The sequence below is a fragment of the Stenotrophomonas sp. STEN030 genome (assembly GCF_056759995.1).
In genome coordinates, this window is the sequence record NZ_JBRREB010000050.1 from 1 (window position 1) to 20,998 (window position 20,998).

Genomic DNA, 20,998 nt, shown 5'->3' on the forward strand with positions numbered 1-20,998 from the left:
GGGGTTGCGGTTGTGCTTGCCAGTTCAACCCCTGAGGCACCCGAAAACCGATGCCACAGGCTTGGCATCGGTTTTCCTATTCTTGTGGGAGCGGCGTAAGCCGCGAAGCTCGCTGCCCGTCCGATTGCGGGGATGTTGGTGACTTCATTGTTGCGCGCTTCGCGGCTGACACCGCTCCCACAAGATCTCCGTCGTAGGAAGGCTGGTGGAAGTCATGGTTTCCGATCTCGGCCCGCGAAGTGCTGGGGTGATGCTTCTTTGTAGGAGCGGCGTCAGCCGCGAAGCTCGCGATCCATCCGATTACGGACTTATTGGTAACTTCATTGCTGCCAGCTTCGCGGCTTACGCCGCTCCTACAAAACCCCTGTCGCGAGCTCGATTTCAGGCGCCGGCTGGGTTCACCGGCAGATCATGCAAGCTGCGCAGCTTCTTCTTGTTGATCTTGCCGACGCTGGTGCGTTCTATCGAGTCGACAAAACTGACGCGGTCGGGGATTGCGTAGCGGGAGATGTCGCCGACGCGGCTGCGTGCGGCGACCAGCTCGATGATCTCGGCTTCGGTAACGTCGCTGCCGGCATGCTTGACCACCAGCGGCAGCGGCCGCTCGCCCCATTTGGCATCGGCGATGCCGATCACCGCGACTTCATTGACCGCCGGGTGCATGGCGATGATGTCTTCCAGCGCGAGCGAGGAGATCCATTCGCCACCGGTCTTGATCACGTCCTTGATGCGGTCGGTGACGCGCAGGTAGCCGCCGCTGTCGATATTGCCGATGTCGCCGGTATGCAGGTAACCAGCTTCCCACAACGTTTCCGAAGCTTCTGGATTGTGCAGATAGCCCTGGGTCAGCCAAGGTGCGCGCACCACCACTTCGCCGGTGGCGATGCCATCGTGGGCGACTTCGTTCATGTCCTCGTCGACGATGCGCAGGTCCACCAACGGTATCGGGATGCCTGCCTTGGTGCGCAGCGCCAGTTCTTCATCGGTGCCGGCCAAGGCGTCGGCGTCGATCTGGGCAAGCGTGAGCACCGGGCAGGTCTCGGACATGCCGTAGCCACCGAAGATATCAATGCCGCGTGCCAATGCCTGCTGGCAAAGTGCACGTGGCAATGCTGCGCCGCCGATGATGACTTTCCAGCCGCGCAGGTCGGTATCTGCTGAAGTTGGATGGGCAAGCAGCATATGCAGGATGGTTGGCACGCAGTGCGAGAACGTCACTTTCTCGCGCGCGATCAGTTCCAGCAGCTTGCCCGGCAGGTAGCGGCCTGGGTAGACCTGCTTGATGCCCATCAGCGTGGCCACGTACGGAACGCCCCAGGCGTGGACGTGGAACATCGGGGTGATCGGCATATACACATCGTCGCGGTGCAGGCGACCTTGGCTGGGCGCGCTGCCCAGCGCCGCCATTGCTGCCAGCGAATGCAGCACCAGCTGTCGATGGCTGAAATAGACACCCTTGGGCAGACCGGTGGTGCCGGTCGTATAGAACATGGTGGCGCGGGTGTTTTCGTCGAAGTCGGGGAAGTTGCTGATCGGTTCGGCTTGCTTCAGGCCCAGCTCGTACTCGGTAGCGAAGCCATCCGGCAGCGGACCGCCTTCATCGTCCAGCAGGACCCGTGTACGCAAGTCCGGCAGCTGTTCGTCGATGCTTTCCAGTACCTGAAGGAACTCGCGGTTTGCCAGGATCACCCGTGCGTTACTGTGGTTCAGTGTATAGGCGATCTGTTCCGGGGCCAGACGAACGTTCACCATCATCAGCACGGCGCCGATCATCGGCACTGCGAAATAGCTTTCCAGATAACGGTTGCTGTCCCAGTCCATCACTGCCACGGTGTCGCCGGGCTTCACGCCCAGTGAGGTCAATAGACCAGCCAGTTGGCCGATGCGCGCCTGCAACGTGCGGTAGCTGTAGCGGACCTTGTCGCCGTAGACGATCTCCTGATCAGGATTCACCGCCAGTGGTGTGTGCAGCAGCTGTTTGATCAGCAGCGGATAAGCGTAGGCGCTGGATTCGGCTTGCTCTGGGCTTGTAGCGAATGACATCTGAATATCCTGGTAGGCAGCGCGTCAGCGGCCGGAGACTGCGGGAATGGACAGCTGCGCACGCTGCAACGGTGCTTCCGCACGCGGCGTTGGCTGGATCAGTGCATCCTGTGGCAGGGCGCGCGCTGGTTCTTCAAGGTGATCCCATACTTGGTCCATTGCTGCGAACATATAGGGCAGCAGCGGCACATAGCGCTTGCGGTAATCAGGGAAGGCCAGCAGTGAGTCGAAGTGCTGACCGTTGCTTACCCGCCAATAGGCGATCTGCGCGCCAGCGCTGCGTGCAAGCGGCACATAGCGGTCGCTGGTCATGCTGATCGGCACCAGCCCGTCGTCGGTGCCGTGGATGACCACGATAGGCAGGCCGCGACGCGGCGCCTTGGCGGCAGCGTCGGCGATGCCTGCGCGCACGCGCTTGGCAGCGGCGCTGTCATCCAGTCCGAGTGAACGCAGGCAGTTCAGCCCGGGCAGCGGGTCGTCCGCCGACTGGGTGGCATTGGCGTCCACCAGCATCACGCCACTGCCCGGCGGAATGCCGCTGCCTTCGCTCCACCAGCTTGCGCGCAGCTCGGCGGCCGCAGCAACGGGCTTGCCGTCCGCACCGACAGCAGAGTAGCTGTAAGCGCAAGGATGTTCGCCCGCGCCGTAGCGGCCATAAGCCGATGCATAGGTCACCGCGATTGCGCGCCACAGGTCGAAGCCGGTGGAGAACGTACCGGCACGCAGCGCACCATCGCTGAGCCCCGCGTCGGTGAGTTGCTGGCGTGCCGACTGTGCCTGTGCGGCGGTGTCATCGCCTTGCACCAGCCCGACCGATTTCAGGATGGCGCAACGCTGGGACCATACCGGCGCTGCCTGTGCCTGCACCGGCGGCTGCGGCAGGTCATCCAGCGCAAGCAGCGCGCAGGGCATCAGCAGTGCCGATTGGGTGACGAAGTCGTAGAGCGGCGGTGCGCCGGTAACAGACACATTGGGCTCGCCGGCCACCATGGCATCGAACCAATCGCCTTCGATCTCGGCTGCACGCAGCACCGCGCCACCACCATTGGAAACGCCTACGCCCAGCGTGCGCGTGTTTGCCGGGGTGAACGGTGCCGATTGCGGGTAGGCGCGGTCCAGTGCCTGCAGGCCGAACTGCAGTGCCTGCAGCAGATGCCGGCCCCAGTCCGCTTCTGGGTTGTCGCCCGAATGGGCGTGCTTGAAGGCAATGCCATGCGTAGCTTTCGCATCGGTCGGGGCGAAGGCCAGCGCGCCTTGTGTGGCAGGTGTGCCGTCAGCTTGGAAGCCACTCTTGGCGTCCAGGTCGTAATAGTCGCTGCCGGTGCCCTTGTCGGTATAGGCGACCGCGCAGCCATGGGCCAGGCCCCAGCTGCCGGCCACCGAGATCGCGCCATAGACGCCGCGGGAGCCGGACGAGGCCGTTGCTACCAGGCAGCGCTTTGCCGGATCGAAATTGTCGGGAACCTGCACCAGCACGCGATGCGGTTGGCGAGCGCCAGGGATGCGCGCATAGGCCGAGAACTCCCGGCCCGGTGCTGCCTGCAGGTTGCCGTAGACATCGCCGAAGCCACCGCCTGGGGTGAGGTCGGCGATGCCGCGCCAGCTGCTCCAGATCGCGCGGCGCCGGGCTTCTTCTGCGGTCGGCTGGCCCGGGCTGGCGAATGCCGGGGCGGCAGTGGCACGCAGGGCTTCAAGCCCCAGCCCAGCGGTCAGCAGATCATCGCTGCCGCGGTGCTCGGTTTCGCGCCACTGCTCGAACAAGGGCGCAGCAGCGTTCGGGCCGGACTTGGCGGCATGGGCGACGGAGACGCAGCCCAACAGCGGCAGCGCGGCGCAAAGCAGGGTAACGGGGCGGGGGATGTTCATTGCCCCACACTAGCAAGCCAGTGTGTATGTGCCAGCGTACCTAGGTACCCGTGCCCGGCCCAAGGTTAATTTGCTAACCTCGCTTGGACATGCCGACCCTGCTCATCGCCGATGACCACCCCTTGTTCCGCGCCGCCTTGCACCGCGCGGCCGAAGAGGCGGTTGATGACCTGCAGATCAGCGAGGCCGATTCGCTGGACAGCGTGCTGGAGGCAATCGAGGGCCAGCAGATCGACCTGATGCTGTTGGACCTGCATATGCCCGGCAATCACGGACTGGCCGGGTTGGCGACGATCCGCGCCTTGCAGCCGGGGTTGGCGATCATCATCGTTTCGGCCAATGAAGAGCCGCATGTGATCCGCCGCGCGATCGACCTTGGGGCTGCCGGCTATCTGCCCAAGAGCTCGGGGCTGGTGGACCTGCAGCAGGCCTTGCAGACCGTGCTCGATGGTGAGCGCTGGATACCGGCGATGCTGCGCGAAACCGTGGCGCGGGTGGCACCCTTCAGCAAAGACGCCGATCTGGCCGCGCGTTTGGCCAGCCTGTCCGCGCACCAGTACAAGGTGCTGAGTCTGGTCGCCGAAGGCCTGCTCAACAAGCAGATCGCCGATCGCCTTGGTGTGCAGCTGCGCACGATCAAGGCACATATGACCCGCATCATGGGCCGGCTTGGCGTGCGCAACCGCGCGCAGGCGATTCGTGTGTTGCACGAAATGGGTCTGAGTGATCCATCGCGGCAGATTGAAGAGGCGCAGGACGTCTGACCTGCATCGCGGCCACTGGCCGATCAACAGATCCAGCGGTGGCAGCTTCGCATCAGGTCTCGACTGTACTGCGCACAGCCAGCAGATGATTGATTGCCCAGCGTAGCGCCAGCGGTTTGAAGGGTTTGTTCAACAGTGACAGGCCGACTTCACGAACCGCCTCGCGGGTGTCGCTGCCGGTGTCGGCGCTGAGGATCACCGTAGGCCGCTGTCCATGCATGGCGACAAGCCGCTTCCATAGCTGCACGCCGGTATCGTCATCATCAAGGTGGTAGTCGAACAACCACAGCGCAGCTTCGCCTGCTGACGCATCGACTGCCGTGGAGTCGCCTGCAGCGATGACATCGCAGCCCCAGGCGAGCAGCATCTGCCGCATCGCTTCCAATGCGTCCGGATCGTTATCGATCACCAACACCCGCGTGCCCTTGATTGTGCTGTTGCTGCCGGTAGGTGTTTCGTTGCGTGAGGCCGGCGGCGGTGTTGCCCGCGACACCGTGATAGAGAACGCCGAACCCCGATTGACCACGCTGTGCAGTGCCAGCGGTGCGTGCAGCAGGTCAGCAATACGGTGCGCAATTGCCAAGCCTAGGCCGAGCCCCTGGCCGTTGCTGCGGTCGCCGCGATGGAACTCCTCGAACACGACGCTCTGTTGTTCCGGGGTGATGCCTGGGCCGCTGTCATGCACGCCGATGGTCAATGTGTCGCCATTCCGGCGCACGCCCAGCAACACGCCGCCGCTACGGGTGTAACGGATGGCGTTGGCGAGGAAGTTCTGCAGTACCCGGCGTAGCAGTAAGGGATCGCTATGCACCCAGACGCGGCTGCGCACGTAGCGGAACTGCAGGCCGCGCGCGGCCGCCAGTACAGCGAATTCCTGTGCCAAGGGATCAAGCACCGTCGATAGCGCGAACGGGCGCGGGTCGGCTACCAGCCCGCCGGCCTCCAATCGCGAAATATCCAGCAGGCCCGACAGCAGGTCATCGGTGGAGTCCAATGCGCCGCGGATCTGGCGCAGGAAGCTATCGAGGAACTCGGATTCGATGTGTTGCGACATCGCATCAGTGAGCAGTTGCGCGGCGTGCAGGGGCTGGATCAGGTCATGGCCGACTGCGGTCAGGAACCGGGTCTTGGCCACGTTCGCGCGCTCGGCTTCGTGCACGGCCTGTTCCAGTCGTGCGGTGCGGTCCTGCACGCGCAGCTCCAGGGTCTCGTTGCTGCGCTTGAGCGCGTCCTCGGCCATGCGGAACGCGGTGACATCGGTGAAGGTGGCGACATAGCCACCACCAGGCATCGGGTTGCCACGGATTTCGACGATGGTGTTGTCGGGGAAGATGCGCTCGGAAAGATGCGGCGTGCCGCGACGCATATGCGCCATGCGCCGGGTCAGCGCTTTGCCGACGTTGTCGCCCGGCGCCTCGCTGATCTTCAGTTCTCCCAACGCCCACGCGGTGAGATTGGCAACCGGTTGCCCGACCTGCAGCAGCTCAGGCGGGAATTTGAACAGCGCGGCATAACGACTGTTCCAGGCCACCAGCTGCAGCTGGGCATCGACCACGCTGATGCCCTGGCTCATGTTTTCCAATGCGGCTTCCAGCAGACGCTGGTTGAAGCGTAGTGCCTGTGTCGCTTCGCCGACGGCGCGGGTGACTGCATCCAGCGGCGCGGCGCCGCCATCACGGGCGGCCTCGACCAGCAGCCGCGCCATGCCAGCGCCAACCACGGCGGTCAGCTCGCGCTCGATGGCGGTGACCCGTTCGTCATCCAGCATCTGCCCGTCGTGTCCATCCATCAGCTGTCGCGCCCGTTCCGGGCCGAGGAAGCGTCCTGCGGTCTTGCGCATCGACGCTGCAGCCACCGCGTCCCGCTGCAATGGCAGGGAAGGGCGGATCGCGCGCGATACCAGCGCGACCGTGATCAGGTTGACCGCCAGGCTGACGCTCATGCTGATGGCGATATGGCCGGGCTGCATGCGCAGCGAGAACAGCGCCAGCCAATGCAAACCTTCGCTGCCCACAGCCGGATCCGGTGCGGGTATCACCATCGGCAATAACACCAGCCACAGCCACACCAGCGAACCCAGCACGATGCCGGCCATGATTGCAGGCGATGGCGTACGCGGCCGATACACCGCCAACAGTACCGCCGGTGCCAACTGCGACAGCGCGGTGAACGACATCAGGCCGAAATCGCTCAGCGCCTCGGTGCCGCTCATCGCGCGGCTGTACAGCCACGACATCAGGAATACGGCGAGGATGCCGGCGCGGCGGAACGCCAGCACGCGTGGGCGCAGATCGGCACCTGCATCGCCGCCGCCATTCATGCCGCCCAGCAGATGTGAGCCAAAACCGTGGTTGCCGAGCATGATCGACAAGGTCAGCCCGGACAGGATCATCATGCCGGTGGCCGCGCTCAGGCTGCCCAGGTAGGCGAGCAGCGCCAGCAGGTGATGGCCGCGCTCCTGCGGCAAGGCAAGCACGTACAGATCAGGCGATACCGAGGCCCCGAGCTGCGCGGCACCAGACAATGCCATCGGCACCGAGGGCAGGCCGATCAACAGCAGATAAAGCGGGAACAGCCAACGTGCGGTCTTCAGATCGGAGGGCTGGCGCAGCTCGACCACGCCGACATGGAACTGATGGGGCAGGGTGAACGCCGCCATCGCGCCCAACGCGACCATGGTGATGAAGTCGGGGATAACCGCTGGCGGCGGCAGATGCGCCATCTTTTCCAGCAGCGGCGTACCGGCGCGATGCACCGAGATTGCCGCATACAGGCCAATCGCGAGCAACGCTGCGAGCTTCAGTAGCGACTCCAGCCCCAGCGCCACCACGATGCCGCGGTTGTGTTCGGTGGCCGAGGCTTTGCGTGCGCCGAACAGCATGGTGAACGCCGCCATCGTCAGCGCGAACCAGAACGACATGTCCAGCTGCCATCCGCTGGCGGCGAACTGATCACCCAGCAAGGCACTGAGTCCCTGGCTGACAGCCTTAAGTTGCAGCGCGATATAGGGAACGATGCCGAACAGCGCCACCAGGGTGATGGTCACGCCCAGCCCTTGATCGGTGCGCAGGCGGGCGACTACCAGGTCGGCGATGGTAGCGCTGTTGTGTTGCTTGGCCAGCCGGCCAAGCCGTGCCAGGAACGGCAGACCGAGGGCGAAGATCAGCGCCATGCCGATCAGCGTCGGTGGGATCGGGAAGCCCCATTGCACGCCCTGCGAGGCGGCTCCGTAATAGGTCCAGGCGGTGCAGTGCACGCCCAAAGACAGGGCGTAGATGGCTGGCCAGATCCTGCCGAGGCGGTGACCCTGGCGCTCACCCCACAGGGCGACGCCGAACAGCAGCACGGTCCACGCGATGCAGGCGAACAGGACGATGGAGGGCGTCAACATCGCTCCAGTGTAGTGAGAACCGTGGCCGGCGTGCTGGCTCCCGACCATTGCTGGCCGGGAAGCTTGGCGTCAGGGTGCGATCACGATCAGTGACAGCTGCTCGGCGGCCAGTGCCACCTCGCCGCAGGGTTGCAGCTCAACGCTCTTGTGCTGGGTCAGCAGCCATTGCCCGGGCTGACGGGGCTCCAGTGAAACCAAGCGTGAGCGCACGCGGATGTCCGATCCGCTGGGCACAGGTGCAAGAAAGCGGACCTTGTTCAAACCGTAATTCAGCACGTGGGCGATGCCGGGGAAGCCGGTCAGGGCGGCCACGTCTTCTTCGACGGTAAGCGAGAGCAGCAGGAAGCCGTGGGCGATGGTCTGCCCGCCCGGCAAACCGGCCTGAGCACGGGTCGGATCAACGTGGATCCAGTTGTGGTCACCGGTGGCTTCGGCAAAGGCATCGATGCGCGACTGCGCGATGTGGGTGGACTTGCCAAGCCGTTCGCTTGCAGCCCATTGCTGCAGCGCCTGCAGGGCTTCTGGCAGTTCCCCAGTCATGTCGCCTGCGCTCATTGCAGGCGTCCAAGCAGGGCAAGGATCGCATCACGCGCCTCGGGTTCGGACAGGGTTGGTGCATGACCGACATCTGGCACTTCGACCAGACTGGCGCTCGGCGAAGTTGCTGCCATCTGCCGTGCGACATCGGCAGGCAGGATGTCCGACAACGCCCCGCGTACCACCAGCACCGGCACGCGCGACGTCAGCCCGCGCACTGCGCGCCACAGCACCGGCCGCAACAGCCACAGCACCCACGGCCGGGTGGTGCGGATGATGGCCGGGTCATAGTCCAGCTCCAGCAAGCCGTCGTCGCGCTGGCGGAAGCTGCGCGAGGCCATCGCCCGCCAGTCCTCGGCGGTAAAACGCGGGAAGGATGCCTTGCCGATCGATTCGGCGTACGCCGCTGCCTGATCCAGATTCATCGGCGGCAAGGGTTTGCCGGCGTACTTGCCGATCCGCGCCAAGGCTTCGCGTGGCACCTTGGGGCCGGCGTCGTTGAGCACCGCAGCTGCGATCAGCTCCGGTGCGCGCGAGGCCAGGGTGATGGTGACCAGCACGCCCAGCGAGGTGCCGATGAACACCGCCTTGGCAATGTTCTGCGAACGCAGCAGCGCCACCATGTCGTCGGCGTAGGCGCGCGGGTTATAGCTGGTCGGGTCGGGCGCACGTGCCGAACCCGCACGGCCGCGCAGATCGACCGCGAGCACGCGGCAGCCGACCGAGGTCAGTGTTTCGGCTAGTGCATCGAAGTCAGCGGCATTGCGGGTCAAGCCGGGAATGCAGACCACCGTGCCGCGGGGCGATTGCCCCGCGGCCGGTGCATGGTCGCGCGCGTGCAGGCGCAGGCCATCGTTGCTGTTCCAGTACAGATCATCGTAAGACCGGGTCATGCAGGTGTTTCCTAGAAATCGTAACGGACGCTGAGACTGTACTGGCGCGGCGGGCCGTAGAAGCCGATCAGGGTGCCGACCGCCGGGATGTTGTAGCCGGTGGTGCGGTATTCCTTGTCGGCCAGGTTGGTGCCCTGCAGCGAGAAGGTCCAGGCGTCATTGAGCTTCCAGATCACGCCGGCATTGACCAGCCCGTAGCCGTCCTGCTTGATCACCGGGCTCAGGTCGGTGGTCGGCCACACTTCGCTCTGGTAGCTGTAGCCCACGCGTGCGGACAGGTTGCTGCCATTGGCCAGCTCGGTGCGGTATTCCACATTCAATGCACCCGAGAACTCCGGCGCATTGGTGAACTTCATCTGTTTGGCGACGTTGACGCCACGGTCCATGTACTCGTCGTACTTGGTGTCCAGCCAGGCCAGGTTGCCGGAGATCAGCCAGTGTGCGGTCGGCAGGTACTGGTACTCGACTTCCAGACCGTTGACGGTGCCCTTGCCGGCGTTGGTGAAATCGCCGAAGAAGGCATCGTTGACGCCGTCACCATTGGTGTCGATGCCGGTGAACACCGACAGCTGGATGTCCTTGTACTTGTTGTGGAAGGCCGACAGGTTCAAGAACAAGCGCGAATCGAGGAAGCCCATCTTGCTGCCGATCTCGAAGCTGTCGACGGTCTCGTCATCGAACGGCTCGGCCGAGCGCGGTACTGCCACGGCGTTGGCGCGGATGTTGTAGCCGCCGGATTTGAAACCGCGCGTTGCCAGGCCGTAGACCATGATGTCCGGGGTGATCTGGTAGTCCAGCGACACCTTGGGCGATACGTTCTTGAAGTTGGTGGTCTTGTCGAAGTCGGCGGCAACTGCGATCGGCCGGGTGAAGGTCGCATCGGAGTAGAAGCGGTTCAACACGACGGCACGCTTGTCCTCGTCGGTGTAGCGGGCGCCGACATCGAGCTTGAGCTTGTTGGTCAGGTCGAAGGTCCAGTCCGCGTACAGCGCGATGCTGTCGGTCAGCACCTTGCCGCGGGTATCGCCGAACTGCAGGTTGAAGAAGTTGTTGCGGATCTGTCCGCCTGCTTCGCCGCTGAACTGGTACAGGCCGACCACACCGCGCACGCGGCCGCCGGCGTCGTAGTTCAACTGCAACTCGTTGCTGACCTGGCTGTCCTCGTAGAAGCCGCCGACGTCGGCCAGCTTGACCGGCGTGGTGTCGAAGTCGATGTTGGAGTGGCTGTCGGATTCGCGCTTGGCGATCACGTATTTCAGTGCGATGTCGTCGTTCGGACGCCAGTTCACCGTAGCCGAGGCGCCCTTGGTCTCGACGCTGTTGAGGTTCTGCATGCCCGAGCGGATGTCGTAGCGGTCATCCATCGGCGGATAGGCCGGGGTGAACGGGTTGCGCGCCAGCATCTTGGAGCCGCGCATGCCGGACTGATCGTCAATCCAGTCCAGTGCGAACTGCACGTCGAAGTCATCACCTGCGTAGGCGCCCAGGTTCAAGCGCGCTGCATTGATCTGCTTGTCGCTGATCGGCTGGCCGTTGTAGGTGTTCTCGCCGAAGCCGTCGCGGTTCATGCTGGCCACCGCGATGCGCCCGCGCAGGCCGCTGTCGGCGCCGCCCAGCGGGCCGCCGATGGCCGCCTTGGCATCAAGCTGGTTGTAATTGCCGGCGGTGATCTGGGCATAGCCCTCGACCTGTGTGGGCAGGCCGCGCGAGATGTATTTGATCGCGCCGCCAATGGTGTTCTTGCCGTACAGCGTGCCCTGCGGGCCACGCAGTACTTCGATGCGTGAGACGTCGAATACGTCCAGCAGCGCACCTTGCGGGCGGGCGATATAGACGTCATCCAGATAGATGCCAACGCCCGGGTCGGCGCCCCAGGTGGGATCGGACTGGCCGACGCCACGGATGTAGGCGGTGACCGTGCTGCTGGCGCCACGCGCCGCATAGATGGTCAGGTTGGGTACCTGCGAGTCGAGGTCGGCGATGTCCTGCACGTTCAACTTGTCCAGTGCTTCGGAGGTGAAGGCGGTGACCGCTACCGGCACTTCCTGCAGCGTTTCCTCACGCTTGCGGGCAGTAACGGTGATGCTGTCCAGGTTGGTGGCCGAAGCGGCCTTGCCCGTTGCCGGTGCAGCTGGTTGTGCTTCCTGTGCCAATACCGGCCCGGAGGCCAACAGCGCGCCGATCATCAGGCTCAAACAATTCCGCTTCATTCGGTCCTCCCCAGGCAAGTACGTTGTAGATGGCCGTATGCCACCCTCGGAGCCAAGGCTAGCGGGGTGTCTGTGTACCAGCGAGTGGACCTAGGTCCAGTCGGCAGCGGCGATCAGATCAGGATACTGAGCGCCTCCTCATTCGGAAGCGCCGTATGTCGTTACTGATCGTACTTGCAGCGCTGGGCTTCCTCATGCTGGTGGCCTACCGCGGTTACAGCGTGATCCTGTTTGCGCCGATTGCCGCACTCGGGGCGGTGCTACTGACCGACCCTTCGCTGGTGGCTCCGATGTTCACCGGCTTGTTCATGGACAAGATGGTCGGTTTCCTGAAGCTGTATTTCCCGGTGTTCCTGCTGGGTGCGGTGTTCGGCAAGCTGATTGAGTTGTCTGGCTTTTCCAAATCGATAGTCGGCGCGGCGATCCGCTTGTTCGGGCCGCAGCGGGCAATGTTGTCGATCGTGCTGGTTTCAGGCCTGCTTACTTACGGCGGCGTGTCGCTGTTCGTGGTGGTGTTCGCGGTATATCCGTTTGCCGCCGAGATGTTCCGCCAGAGCAATATTCCCAAACGTCTGATTCCGGCGACGCTGGCGGTGGGTGGTTTCAGCTTCACCATGGATGCTCTGCCGGGTACTCCGCAGATCCAGAACATCATCCCGACCACCTTCTTCGGCACCGACACCTGGGCCGCGCCGGTGCTGGGTATTCTTGGCAGTATCTTCGTGCTTGCGGTCGGCATGGCCTACCTGGAGTGGCGCCGCCGCGTTGCCGTGGGCAACGGCGAGGGCTACGGCGATCCGGCGACGTTGGTCAATGAGCCGACGCCGTTCACTGGTACCAATCTGGCGCATGCGGGCATCGCGGTGTTGCCGCTGTTGCTGGTGTTCGTATCGAACAAGCTGTTCACCCTGGGCATTCCGTATTGGTATGGCGCTGAGCACAGCTTCGTGCCGTCCATCCTCGGAAAATCCGCGCCTGTGGTGCAGGAAGTGCCGAAGATCGCTGCGATCTGGGCCGTAGAGGGCGCGCTGCTGGTCGGCATCCTGTCGGTGATGCTGCTGGCCTGGCGCCCGGTTGTGACCCAGTTTGCCGATGGCACAAAGACCGCGATCAGCGGCGCCTTGTTGGCGGCGATGAACACCGCCTCGGAGTATGGCTTTGGCGCGGTTATCGCGGCATTGCCGGGTTTTATGGTCGTGGCCAATGCGCTCGGTTCGATCAAGGATCCATTACTGCATGAAGCAGTTACCGTCACAGGTCTGGCCGGTGTTACTGGCTCGGCCTCCGGCGGCATGAGCATCGCGCTGGCGGCTATGTCGGAAACCTTCATCGAGAACGCGCAGGCAGCGGGCATTCCGATGGAAGTGCTGCACCGCGTTGCCTCGATGGCCTCCGGTGGCATGGACAGCCTGCCGCACAACGGCGCCGTCATCACCTTGCTGATGGTGACCGGGCTTACCCACCGGCAGGCCTACAAGGACATTTTCGCCGTGACCATCATCAAGACCCTCGCTGTGTTCGTGGTGATCGGCATCTATTACGCCACCGGCTGGGTTTGACAGCGGCGTCGCAACACCCTGGCGGTGGCTGGTCCGCGAGGATTCCCGGTACGACTTCATCCACGACTCACGCATGAGGATCTGGCTATGAAATCTGGAATCGTTTCAATCAAGGCTGTTCTACTGCTGCTGTGTAGCTGGCTGGCGCCGGGTAGCGCGTTTGCGCAAAGCGCTGCAGGCCATTGGGATTTCGGTCTGTATGGCAATCTTTTCGGTAGCCGCGAGTACCAGGTATGGGTGCCGGCTGGCTACGAGGAAACCAAGCCGCTGCCGGTGCTGCTGGTACTGCATGGCTGCGTCAACGGTCCCAACCTGATGGGCGAAGCCTCCGGCTTCAATGATGTCGCCGATGTCGAAGGTTTCATCGTGGTCTATCCGCGTCAGAACGTTACGTCCAACCCGACCCGCTGCTGGAACTGGCAGCTGCCGATCAACCAGGCGCGCGGCAGCGGTGAGGCTTCGATCCTGGCCGGAGTCGTCGATGCGGTGAAGGCCGGTTATGCCGTCGATCCTCGTCGGGTCTATGTCACCGGCATTTCTGCTGGCGGCGCGATGACCTCGATCATGCTGGCCTGCTATTCGGACGTGTTCGCTGCCGGCGCCATCCATTCCGGCGGCATGTACAAGGGCGCGACCACCGTATCCGGCAGTGCCTACGCGCTGCTGGCGGGCAGCATCTATTCGCCGGAAAGCAATGGCAAGCTTGCCTGGCAGTGCTCGGGCTCGCCGTCGCCGCGTCCGTTGCCGGTGCTGGTGTTCCACGGCAGCGCCGATGCCACGGTCAATCCGGTGAACGGCCAGCAGGCAGTGCGGCAGTTCCTGCAGACCAATGATCTGGCCGATGACGGCGTGGACAATGATTCGGTCAAATATGTGCCGACCAGCACCATCGCAGGCCAGGTTCCGGGTGGACGCGCGTACACCATCAAGAACTACACCTACGGCGGCAAGACCCTGGTCCAGGACTATCTCGTGCATGGGATGGGACATGCCTGGAGCGGCAGCCAGTCAGGCCTGCCGTTCACCGACCCGAAGGGGCCGGATGCGACCTTGATTACCTGGTTGTTCCTGAAGGACCAACTGCGCTGAGCGCTTGCAGCGCAGGAACTGATTGAAGTGTGTCATCGCCAGCGTGGGAGCCGATTGCTCCTGCGCTGGCGTTCTGCTTCATGGGCTTCCAACTTGGCGATGCAATCGAATTGCAACCTTGTGCGGTGATGATCTGCGCGCCTCATGCCGCGCCATCGGCCCTATCCGGGCTGTGCGCAATCATCAACTGCCAACCAAGGCCATTCCATGCAGCGTCACCGCACCACTTCTGCAGTTACCCGCGTTACCCATGACTTCCCGCGTCGCTCGCTGCTGGCCCAGGCCTGCGCACTGCTGATCCTGCCGCTGGCCGCGCAGACCGCGCTGGCCCAGGACGCCGCGCCGGCCGAGGCACGCAGCGCCGCCACGGCGCTGGATACCATCACCGTCACCGCCGAGCGCCGCGAGCAGAACCTGCAGGACGTGCCGGTGTCGGTAGGCGTGGTGCAGGGCGAAGCCCTGCGCAGCTATACCGAAGGTGCCGACGATACGCTGCTGGCGCTGTCCGGCCGCGTCCCCAGCTTCTATGCCGAAACCACCACCGGGCGCATCTTCCCGCGCTTCTACATTCGTGGACTGGGCAATATCGACTTCTATCTCGGTGCCTCGCAGCCGGTCTCCATCATCCAGGACGACGTGGTGCTGGAACACGTGGTGCTCAAGTCCAATCCGGTCTACGACGTGGACCAGGTGGAAGTGCTGCGCGGCCCGCAGGGCTCGCTTTTCGGTCGTAATACCACCGCCGGCATCGTCAAGTTCGATACCGTCAAGCCCAGCCAGGACCCGAGCGGCCGGGTCAACGTGAGCTACGGCAGCTACAACACGGTCGCCATCGACGGTGGCATGGGTGGCGCGATCAATGACGTGCTGTCCTACCGCGTGTCGACCCTGTACCAGCACCGCGATGATTGGGTGGACAACACCTATCGCGGCCCCAGCGCCGACGGCACGGTGACGCCGAAGAACGACACCATGGGCGGCTACGACGACCGCAACCTGCGCCTGCAGCTGCTGTACAAGCCGAACGAACAGTTCTCGCTGCTCGGTTCCGTGCACACCCGCGACTATGAAGGCACCTCGACCTTGTTCCTGCGCAATGCGCTGGTGAAGGGCAGCAATCGCACTGACGTGCCGCGCGACAAGGTTGCCTTCGATGAGGCCGACAACAACCCGCAGGCCTACAAGACCCACGGCGGCTCGCTGAAGGCCACCTATGACTTCGGCAATACCACGCTGACCTCGATCAGCGCCTACGAAACCACGTCCGGTTACAGCCGCGGCGATACCGACGGCGGCGCGGCGGCGAACTACCCGGTCAATGGGCTTCCCAACGGCTACGGCCAGTCGATGGGCCAGGTACAGGACCTGGACCAGTTCACCCAGGAACTGCGTCTGGCCTCCAATGAAACTGATCCGCTGTCGTGGCAGGTGGGCGCCTTCTACTTTGATGGTCGCGACACCACCGATTTCTATCAGCGCGCCTGGTTCCTCAACGCGCCGGCCCGCAATCCGAACAACTGGGTGCGCCTGCGCAACATCAATACCTCCTGGGCAGGCTTCGGCCAGGTGAGCTGGAAGGCCACCGACGCGCTGACTTTGACCGCAGGTGTCCGCGCCACCAAGGACGAGAAGAGCACGCGTCTGCTGAAAACCGCCGACACCGCTGCCGGCTTGGTGACCTACAAGGGCCGCCACAACGTTGAGATGTCAGACACCCAGCCGAGCTGGGACCTGAGCGCCATGTATGAAGTCAGCCCCGAACTGAGCCTGTATGCACGCGTGGCGCGCGGCTTCCGTGGCCCGACCATCCAGGGCCGCTCGGCGGTGTTCAATGCCGACTTCACCACTGCAGATTCGGAAACCATCCTGTCCTGGGAAGCAGGCATCAAGAGCAGCCTGTTCGACAACCGCCTGCGCCTGAATGTCAGTGGCTTTACCTATACGGTCAATGACATCCAGCTCAACGGCAACGACTCCAATGGCAATGGCGTGCTGTTCAATGCCGACAAGGCGCGCGCCTATGGCCTGGAAGCCGACATGGACTGGCGTCCGATCCCGAACCTGTCGCTGACTGCCGGCCTGAGCCTGCTGCACAGCGAGATCCAGGACAAGCGCGTGTATGCGCAGGTCTGTGCGTTGAATGGTGTGGTGGTGTGTACGGTCAACGACCCGACCATCAAGATCGGCAGCAACGTCTACGCCCAGATCGACGGCAACCCGTTGCCGAACGCACCCAAGTACAACTTGAACCTGGCCGCGCGTTACGACATTCCGGTTGGCGATGACGGCGCAGTGTTCTTTGCCACCGATTGGAACAAGCAGGGCGAAACCCAGTTCGTGCTGTACGACAGCAAGGAGTTCTACTCCAAGGGCAACTTCGAAGGCGGCCTGCGCGTTGGCTATACCGGCGGCTACGGTGCCTGGGAAGTGGCGGCGTTCGCCCGCAACATCACCAACGAGAAGAACCTCAAGGGTGTGATCGAGAACTACATGGCGGCGGTCTACAACGATCCGCGCATTATTGGTGTTTCGTTCAATTACAACTGGCGGTAAGCCGCATTAGCTTTGCTTTGGGCTTTGCTTTGGGCTTTGCTTGAGGCTTTACTTGAGCCCCTCTCCCGCCTGCGGGAGAGGGGTTGGGGAGAGGGGTTGGGGTGAGGGGGCGGTGCGAAGCGCCGTGCAGTTCTGCTTTGCCTCGGTCATGCCGCAATTGGGGTAGGAGCGATACGCCCAAAGCCAAATGCTGCCCTCATCCACCCCTGCGGGGCACCTTCTCCCGCAGGCGGGAGAAGGGATGGAGCCAGAGCCAGAGCCAGAGCCGGAGCCAGAGCAAAATGCGAAAAGCAGAGCGATTCCCGCCTTCGCGGGAATGACGGCATTGGAGCAAAAGCCAAAAGGCGAAAACCGAAGCTAAAACCGAAGCTAAAACAAAAAGCTAGGGCGAGGGCGGACCTCAGTTGCCTGATCAGGCCATCCCCGCACCCACAGTCGCCCGCACCGGAATCCCCGCCGGATCAAAATCCTCCAGGCAGAACACATTCACCCCGTAGTAGTCCGGGGTGACCCGCTTGCGGTGGAACGGATAAATGCCACAGGTGCCACAGAAATAGTGGTGCGCTGTCAAGGTATGGAACTGATACTCCACCAAAGCCTCCTGTCCTGACAGCAGCTCGAACGCGGATTCATGCACCTTCACCATCAACGCGTTCTTGCGTCGGCAGATCGAGCAGTCGCAGGTGGTCAGCTCCGGGAAGTCGGTTTCAATACGGAAGCTGACAGCGCCGCAATGGCAGCTGCCCCGGTAAGTCTGCAGGGGACGGTGGGACACACGGATCTCCAGAAAGAAGGCGAGCGGCAAGGCGAGGCTTGGATCATACTCAGCCCATCATCGGACGGGTGGGGAGAGTGTGATGCGCGCATTCCTGAGAGGCTTTCTGGCGGTGGTGCTGGGCTTGATCGCCGGCAGCGCGGTGAACATGGGGCTGATCCTGCTCGGCGGGCATCTGGTGCCGCCACCGGCTGGTACGGATACCAGCACCACGGAAGGCCTGCAAGCCGCAATGCCCATGTTCGAAGCCCGCCACTTCCTGTTCCCCTTCCTCGCCCATGCATTGGGCACCTTTGCTGGTGCGTTGCTGGCAACCTGGATTGTCGGGGGCAGCAGCAAGGTGCCGGCACTGCTGATCGGCTTGCTGTTCCTGGCCGGCGGCATCGCCAGCTGCTTCATGCTGCCAGCACCACGCTGGTTCGAGGTGCTGGACGTACTGCTGGCCTATCTGCCATTTGCGTGGCTGGGCTACCAGATTGCAAAAAAGCCCGGGGTTGTAGGAGCGGCGTAAGCCGCGAGGCTAATAATCCAAACGCTAAGCTTCACTTGCAATTGCAGCTGTCGGCCTATCGGTCCCGGTGCGAGCTTCGCGGCTTGCGCCGCTCCTACAAGCCCGCAGGCAAGGCCTGCCCGAAGCAAAGAACATTGCCAGCAGGATCGGTGACGCTGAAATCGCGCATGCCATACGGCCGGTCGCCAATGGCAACGGTGATGGCAACGCCGGCAGCCAGCAGCTGCGCGTGATAATCGTCGATGCCGTCGATGTGCAGGTACAACCTGCTGATTCCACCGGGTCTGGCATCGCTACGGGTGACCAGGGTCAGCTCCACCTCGTCGCGGCAGACAGAGGCCATTTCAGCGGGTTCACCCCATTCCCATGCCAGCGAGAAGCCAAGCTTGTCGCGATAGAACGCCAGGACTGCGGACAGGTCTTCGACACCGAGAAATGGCGACACAGAATGGAAGTGTGTGGTTGTCATGGCAAGTGTCCGTTTGGGGCTTAGGTTCAGGAGCCTGGCGGAATCAGTCCGGCAGTCGCGCCGTGTTTGGCATCGCTTACGGTTTGTTGTTGCACCGCCGATGATGTGTTGACGCTGCGGTGACCGCAGGATCAGACCGTGAACGTTTTCGCGTAGCTGTCGCAATCGATATCCACGATCTCGACACTGATCTGCAGCTCCAGTCCACCGGCGGTAATGAGTGATCCAAGTGCTTCCAACAGTACGTTGGCAACATCGCGTTTGATCTCGCTACTGCGACCACTGAGTATTGCCAGGCGCGCGGCCACAAAGCCGCGTGGGCTGTCAGTGGTTCCGATCGCGACGCAATCAAACCCCAGCGCACGCGATTTGATGTCGGCCTCCTCGAATTGGCCTGTGCTGAGCAGCGCAAGGTTGAGGGTGCGCAGCACGGCTGGAGTAATGGCGGTGGCGAGGTTGCTGCTGTATTCGATGGTCAGGTGGGGCATGGTGAACTCGTTGTCAGGGCTGCGCGGATGGCAGTCGCGCGTTGATGCGCTGGATCATCGCATCCGGGTAGTGGATATGGGTGGGTGTATCGGCGAGCGGTGCAGCGGCATCGGCATCGCGCAGGTCGGCGTCAAGGCCACTTTTGGGTAGATAGATCGGTGCCGCCACCGAGAAGCCGTGCTCGGGCAGGCGGCCATGGACGGCACGATAAAGCTCGATGGCATCGAGCAGGGTCAGCGCCGGGCCTGGGTGCATGCCGTCGGCGTCATACCATTGCAGGTCGGGAGCTGCGGCCGAGGCGCTACGCAGGGCTTCGGAGATTGCCACATAAGGAATACCGGCCTGTTCGGCAGCTGCTGCTTCCTTGGCGATCAGGCGGGCAGATGCTGCCGGATGTGCCTGGTAGCTGCCCAGCAGCAGGACACGCGCACCGGCGTCGCTACCTGCCTTTGCCAGTGTCCTGATCGCCGACTGCGATTTTGCACAGGCGGCTTCGTCGGGCCAGCACAGCAGGGCGCCGCCTTGTTCCTGCAGGACCAACAGTTGCGGGCGATGCTCGGCCAATGCACGTTGAACCGAGCCATCCGCAACCCGTTCGTCCAGTAGCGCGCCACCTTTGACGATCATCTGGCTCTGCAGCGGATGGCCATTGGCGGCGCTGAGCGCAGCGTAGGTCGCTGGCAGGTTGCCCACGTAGATGAGGCTGTTGCCAACGAACAATGCTTTCTGCGGCTGCGGCTGCGGCGACGGTTCGGAAGCGCACGCGGTGAAGGCGAGCAACAGCATCAGCAGCGAGATCCATCTGCGCATTCCGAACTCCATGTCTTGATCGGCTATTGGTGAGTCTCTGACCGCATCACCAATCGATGGTTCCGCGGATCACGGTCTGCACCTGACCGCCGGACCAGACATCGCCTTGTGCATCGATGCGCAGTTCCAGCAAGGCGTCGTGACCCACCTCGCGGCCCTGGCTGGCGGTGTAGCGCTTGTCGGCGCCGGGCAGGGCATCGCGCTCGTCCAGCCAGGCGGCCAATACCGCGTTGGCGGCACCGGAAGCAGCATCTTCAAAACGACGGCCGTTGCCTACAAACGCGCGGACCACAAGTTGGTAGTTGTCGCCAGCAGCGCGCGCATAGGCGAACACGCCCATCGCGCCGGTGTCTTCTGCGAGCTTGGCGATTGCATCCCAGTCCGGGCTCAGCGCACGCAGGGCGGCTTCATCAGCGACTTCAACAACCCACCAACGGCGGCCGCCATCCATCAAGACCGGTGGCAGCGTGCCGAGCGACCAGCCGGTGATGGCCGGCTGCAGGCGCGAATCTTCAGCAGTGACGATCTCGGCCACCGAAGCGCGCGGGGTGCGGATGGCAATGGTGCGGATACCGTCGTGCTCACTGATCTGTAGTGGTAGCTGACCGGCGATGCCGTCCTGCATCAGTTGTCCATCGACGGCTGCCGCCACGCTGCTTTCAAGCACGGCATGGGCGCTGCCGACACTGGGGTGGCCGGCAAATGGCACTTCTTTCTGCGGGGCGAACATGCGGATGCCGTAGCTGGTGCCGGGCTTGGTCGGGGCGAAGATGAAGGTGGTTTCGGGCAGGCGGGTCCAGCGGGCGATGGCCTGCATGGCGGCATCGTCGAGTCCATCGGCATCGAGAACCACGGCCAAGGGGTTGCCGGTGCCGGGGCGTGGGGCGAAGACATCGAGTTGCAGGAAACGGCGTGTGGTCATGGGAGGTCCGGATGCTGTGAGGCTGTTGCTGTTGCTGTTGCTGTTGCTGTTGCTGCGGCTGTTGCCGTTGCTTTGGCAGTTGGCTTTCGCTTTAGCCCCTCTCCCGCTTGCGGGAGA

General features: G+C 63.3%; 16 protein-coding genes. 5 read left to right on the forward strand and 11 right to left on the reverse strand.

Going from position 1 to position 20,998, the window contains the following annotated elements; all coding sequences use genetic code 11:
• Nucleotides 1–381: 381 nt before the first annotated feature.
• Nucleotides 382–2,043, reverse strand: a complete 1,662-nt coding sequence (locus ACVOLR_RS15910; protein ID WP_481537299.1) for a fatty acid--CoA ligase — start codon at nucleotides 2,041–2,043, stop codon at nucleotides 382–384.
• Nucleotides 2,044–2,067: 24 nt separating this feature from the next.
• A complete protein-coding gene (locus ACVOLR_RS15915) occupies nucleotides 2,068–3,909 on the reverse strand; it encodes a 3-hydroxybutyrate oligomer hydrolase family protein (RefSeq protein ID WP_481537300.1) in 1,842 nt (613 codons plus the stop codon).
• Between the two features lie 89 nt (nucleotides 3,910–3,998).
• Between ACVOLR_RS15915 and ACVOLR_RS15920 the strand changes: the two genes are divergently transcribed.
• Nucleotides 3,999–4,673 carry a response regulator transcription factor gene (locus ACVOLR_RS15920; protein WP_481537301.1) on the forward strand — a complete coding sequence of 225 codons (675 nt, stop codon included), beginning with the start codon at nucleotides 3,999–4,001 and terminating at the stop codon, nucleotides 4,671–4,673.
• 52 nt (nucleotides 4,674–4,725) lie between these two features.
• Here the strand turns inward: ACVOLR_RS15920 and ACVOLR_RS15925 are convergent, their stop codons facing one another.
• From ACVOLR_RS15925 to ACVOLR_RS15940, 4 genes are all read right to left on the reverse strand, one after another.
• Nucleotides 4,726–8,064: a hybrid sensor histidine kinase/response regulator gene (locus tag ACVOLR_RS15925; protein ID WP_481537302.1), complete on the reverse strand. Its 3,339-nt coding sequence runs from the start codon at nucleotides 8,062–8,064 to the stop codon at nucleotides 4,726–4,728.
• Nucleotides 8,065–8,133: 69 nt separating this feature from the next.
• The gene (locus tag ACVOLR_RS15930) at nucleotides 8,134–8,619 is read right to left on the reverse strand and encodes a MaoC family dehydratase (RefSeq protein WP_481537303.1); all 486 of its coding nucleotides are present in this window, start codon (nucleotides 8,617–8,619) and stop codon (nucleotides 8,134–8,136) included.
• Nucleotides 8,616–9,494 carry an alpha/beta fold hydrolase gene (locus ACVOLR_RS15935; protein ID WP_481537304.1) on the reverse strand — a complete coding sequence of 293 codons (879 nt, stop codon included), beginning with the start codon at nucleotides 9,492–9,494 and terminating at the stop codon, nucleotides 8,616–8,618. The genes ACVOLR_RS15930 and ACVOLR_RS15935 overlap by 4 nt, the downstream gene beginning before the upstream one ends.
• An 11-nt stretch (nucleotides 9,495–9,505) precedes the next feature.
• Complete coding sequence (locus tag ACVOLR_RS15940) at nucleotides 9,506–11,704, reverse strand: TonB-dependent receptor (RefSeq protein WP_481537305.1); 2,199 nt, start codon at nucleotides 11,702–11,704, stop codon at nucleotides 9,506–9,508.
• Nucleotides 11,705–11,859: 155 nt separating this feature from the next.
• On the opposite strand from ACVOLR_RS15940, the gene ACVOLR_RS15945 reads away from it, so the two are divergent.
• The 3 genes from ACVOLR_RS15945 to ACVOLR_RS15955 all read left to right on the forward strand — a co-directional run bounded on the left by ACVOLR_RS15945 (nucleotide 11,860) and on the right by ACVOLR_RS15955 (nucleotide 16,905).
• A complete protein-coding gene (locus ACVOLR_RS15945; RefSeq protein ID WP_481537306.1) occupies nucleotides 11,860–13,263 on the forward strand; it encodes a GntP family permease in 1,404 nt (467 codons plus the stop codon).
• Between the two features lie 87 nt (nucleotides 13,264–13,350).
• Nucleotides 13,351–14,352, forward strand: a complete 1,002-nt coding sequence (locus ACVOLR_RS15950; protein ID WP_481537307.1) for an extracellular catalytic domain type 1 short-chain-length polyhydroxyalkanoate depolymerase — start codon at nucleotides 13,351–13,353, stop codon at nucleotides 14,350–14,352.
• Between the two features lie 207 nt (nucleotides 14,353–14,559).
• Nucleotides 14,560–16,905 (forward strand): TonB-dependent receptor, encoded by a 2,346-nt coding sequence (locus tag ACVOLR_RS15955; RefSeq protein ID WP_481537308.1) that lies wholly within the window; start codon nucleotides 14,560–14,562, stop codon nucleotides 16,903–16,905.
• Nucleotides 16,906–17,317: 412 nt separating this feature from the next.
• Here ACVOLR_RS15955 and ACVOLR_RS15960 read toward each other — a convergent pair whose 3' ends face one another.
• Entirely contained in the window at nucleotides 17,318–17,680 is a 363-nt protein-coding gene (locus tag ACVOLR_RS15960; RefSeq protein WP_481537309.1) for a GFA family protein, read from the reverse strand.
• A gap of 82 nt (nucleotides 17,681–17,762) precedes the next feature.
• Between ACVOLR_RS15960 and ACVOLR_RS15965 the strand changes: the two genes are divergently transcribed.
• A complete protein-coding gene (locus tag ACVOLR_RS15965) occupies nucleotides 17,763–18,191 on the forward strand; it encodes a hypothetical protein (RefSeq protein WP_481537310.1) in 429 nt (142 codons plus the stop codon).
• Nucleotides 18,192–18,285: 94 nt separating this feature from the next.
• Here ACVOLR_RS15965 and ACVOLR_RS15970 read toward each other — a convergent pair whose 3' ends face one another.
• From ACVOLR_RS15970 to ACVOLR_RS15985, 4 genes are all read right to left on the reverse strand, one after another.
• Nucleotides 18,286–18,660 carry a bleomycin resistance protein gene (locus ACVOLR_RS15970; RefSeq protein ID WP_481537311.1) on the reverse strand — a complete coding sequence of 125 codons (375 nt, stop codon included), beginning with the start codon at nucleotides 18,658–18,660 and terminating at the stop codon, nucleotides 18,286–18,288.
• A gap of 131 nt (nucleotides 18,661–18,791) precedes the next feature.
• Nucleotides 18,792–19,148, reverse strand: a complete 357-nt coding sequence (locus ACVOLR_RS15975) for a 5-carboxymethyl-2-hydroxymuconate Delta-isomerase (RefSeq protein WP_481537312.1) — start codon at nucleotides 19,146–19,148, stop codon at nucleotides 18,792–18,794.
• 13 nt (nucleotides 19,149–19,161) lie between these two features.
• Nucleotides 19,162–19,959: a hypothetical protein gene (locus tag ACVOLR_RS15980; protein ID WP_481537313.1), complete on the reverse strand. Its 798-nt coding sequence runs from the start codon at nucleotides 19,957–19,959 to the stop codon at nucleotides 19,162–19,164.
• Nucleotides 19,960–20,005: 46 nt separating this feature from the next.
• Nucleotides 20,006–20,881 (reverse strand): PhzF family phenazine biosynthesis protein, encoded by an 876-nt coding sequence (locus tag ACVOLR_RS15985; protein WP_481537314.1) that lies wholly within the window; start codon nucleotides 20,879–20,881, stop codon nucleotides 20,006–20,008.
• Nucleotides 20,882–20,998: the final 117 nt, after the last annotated feature.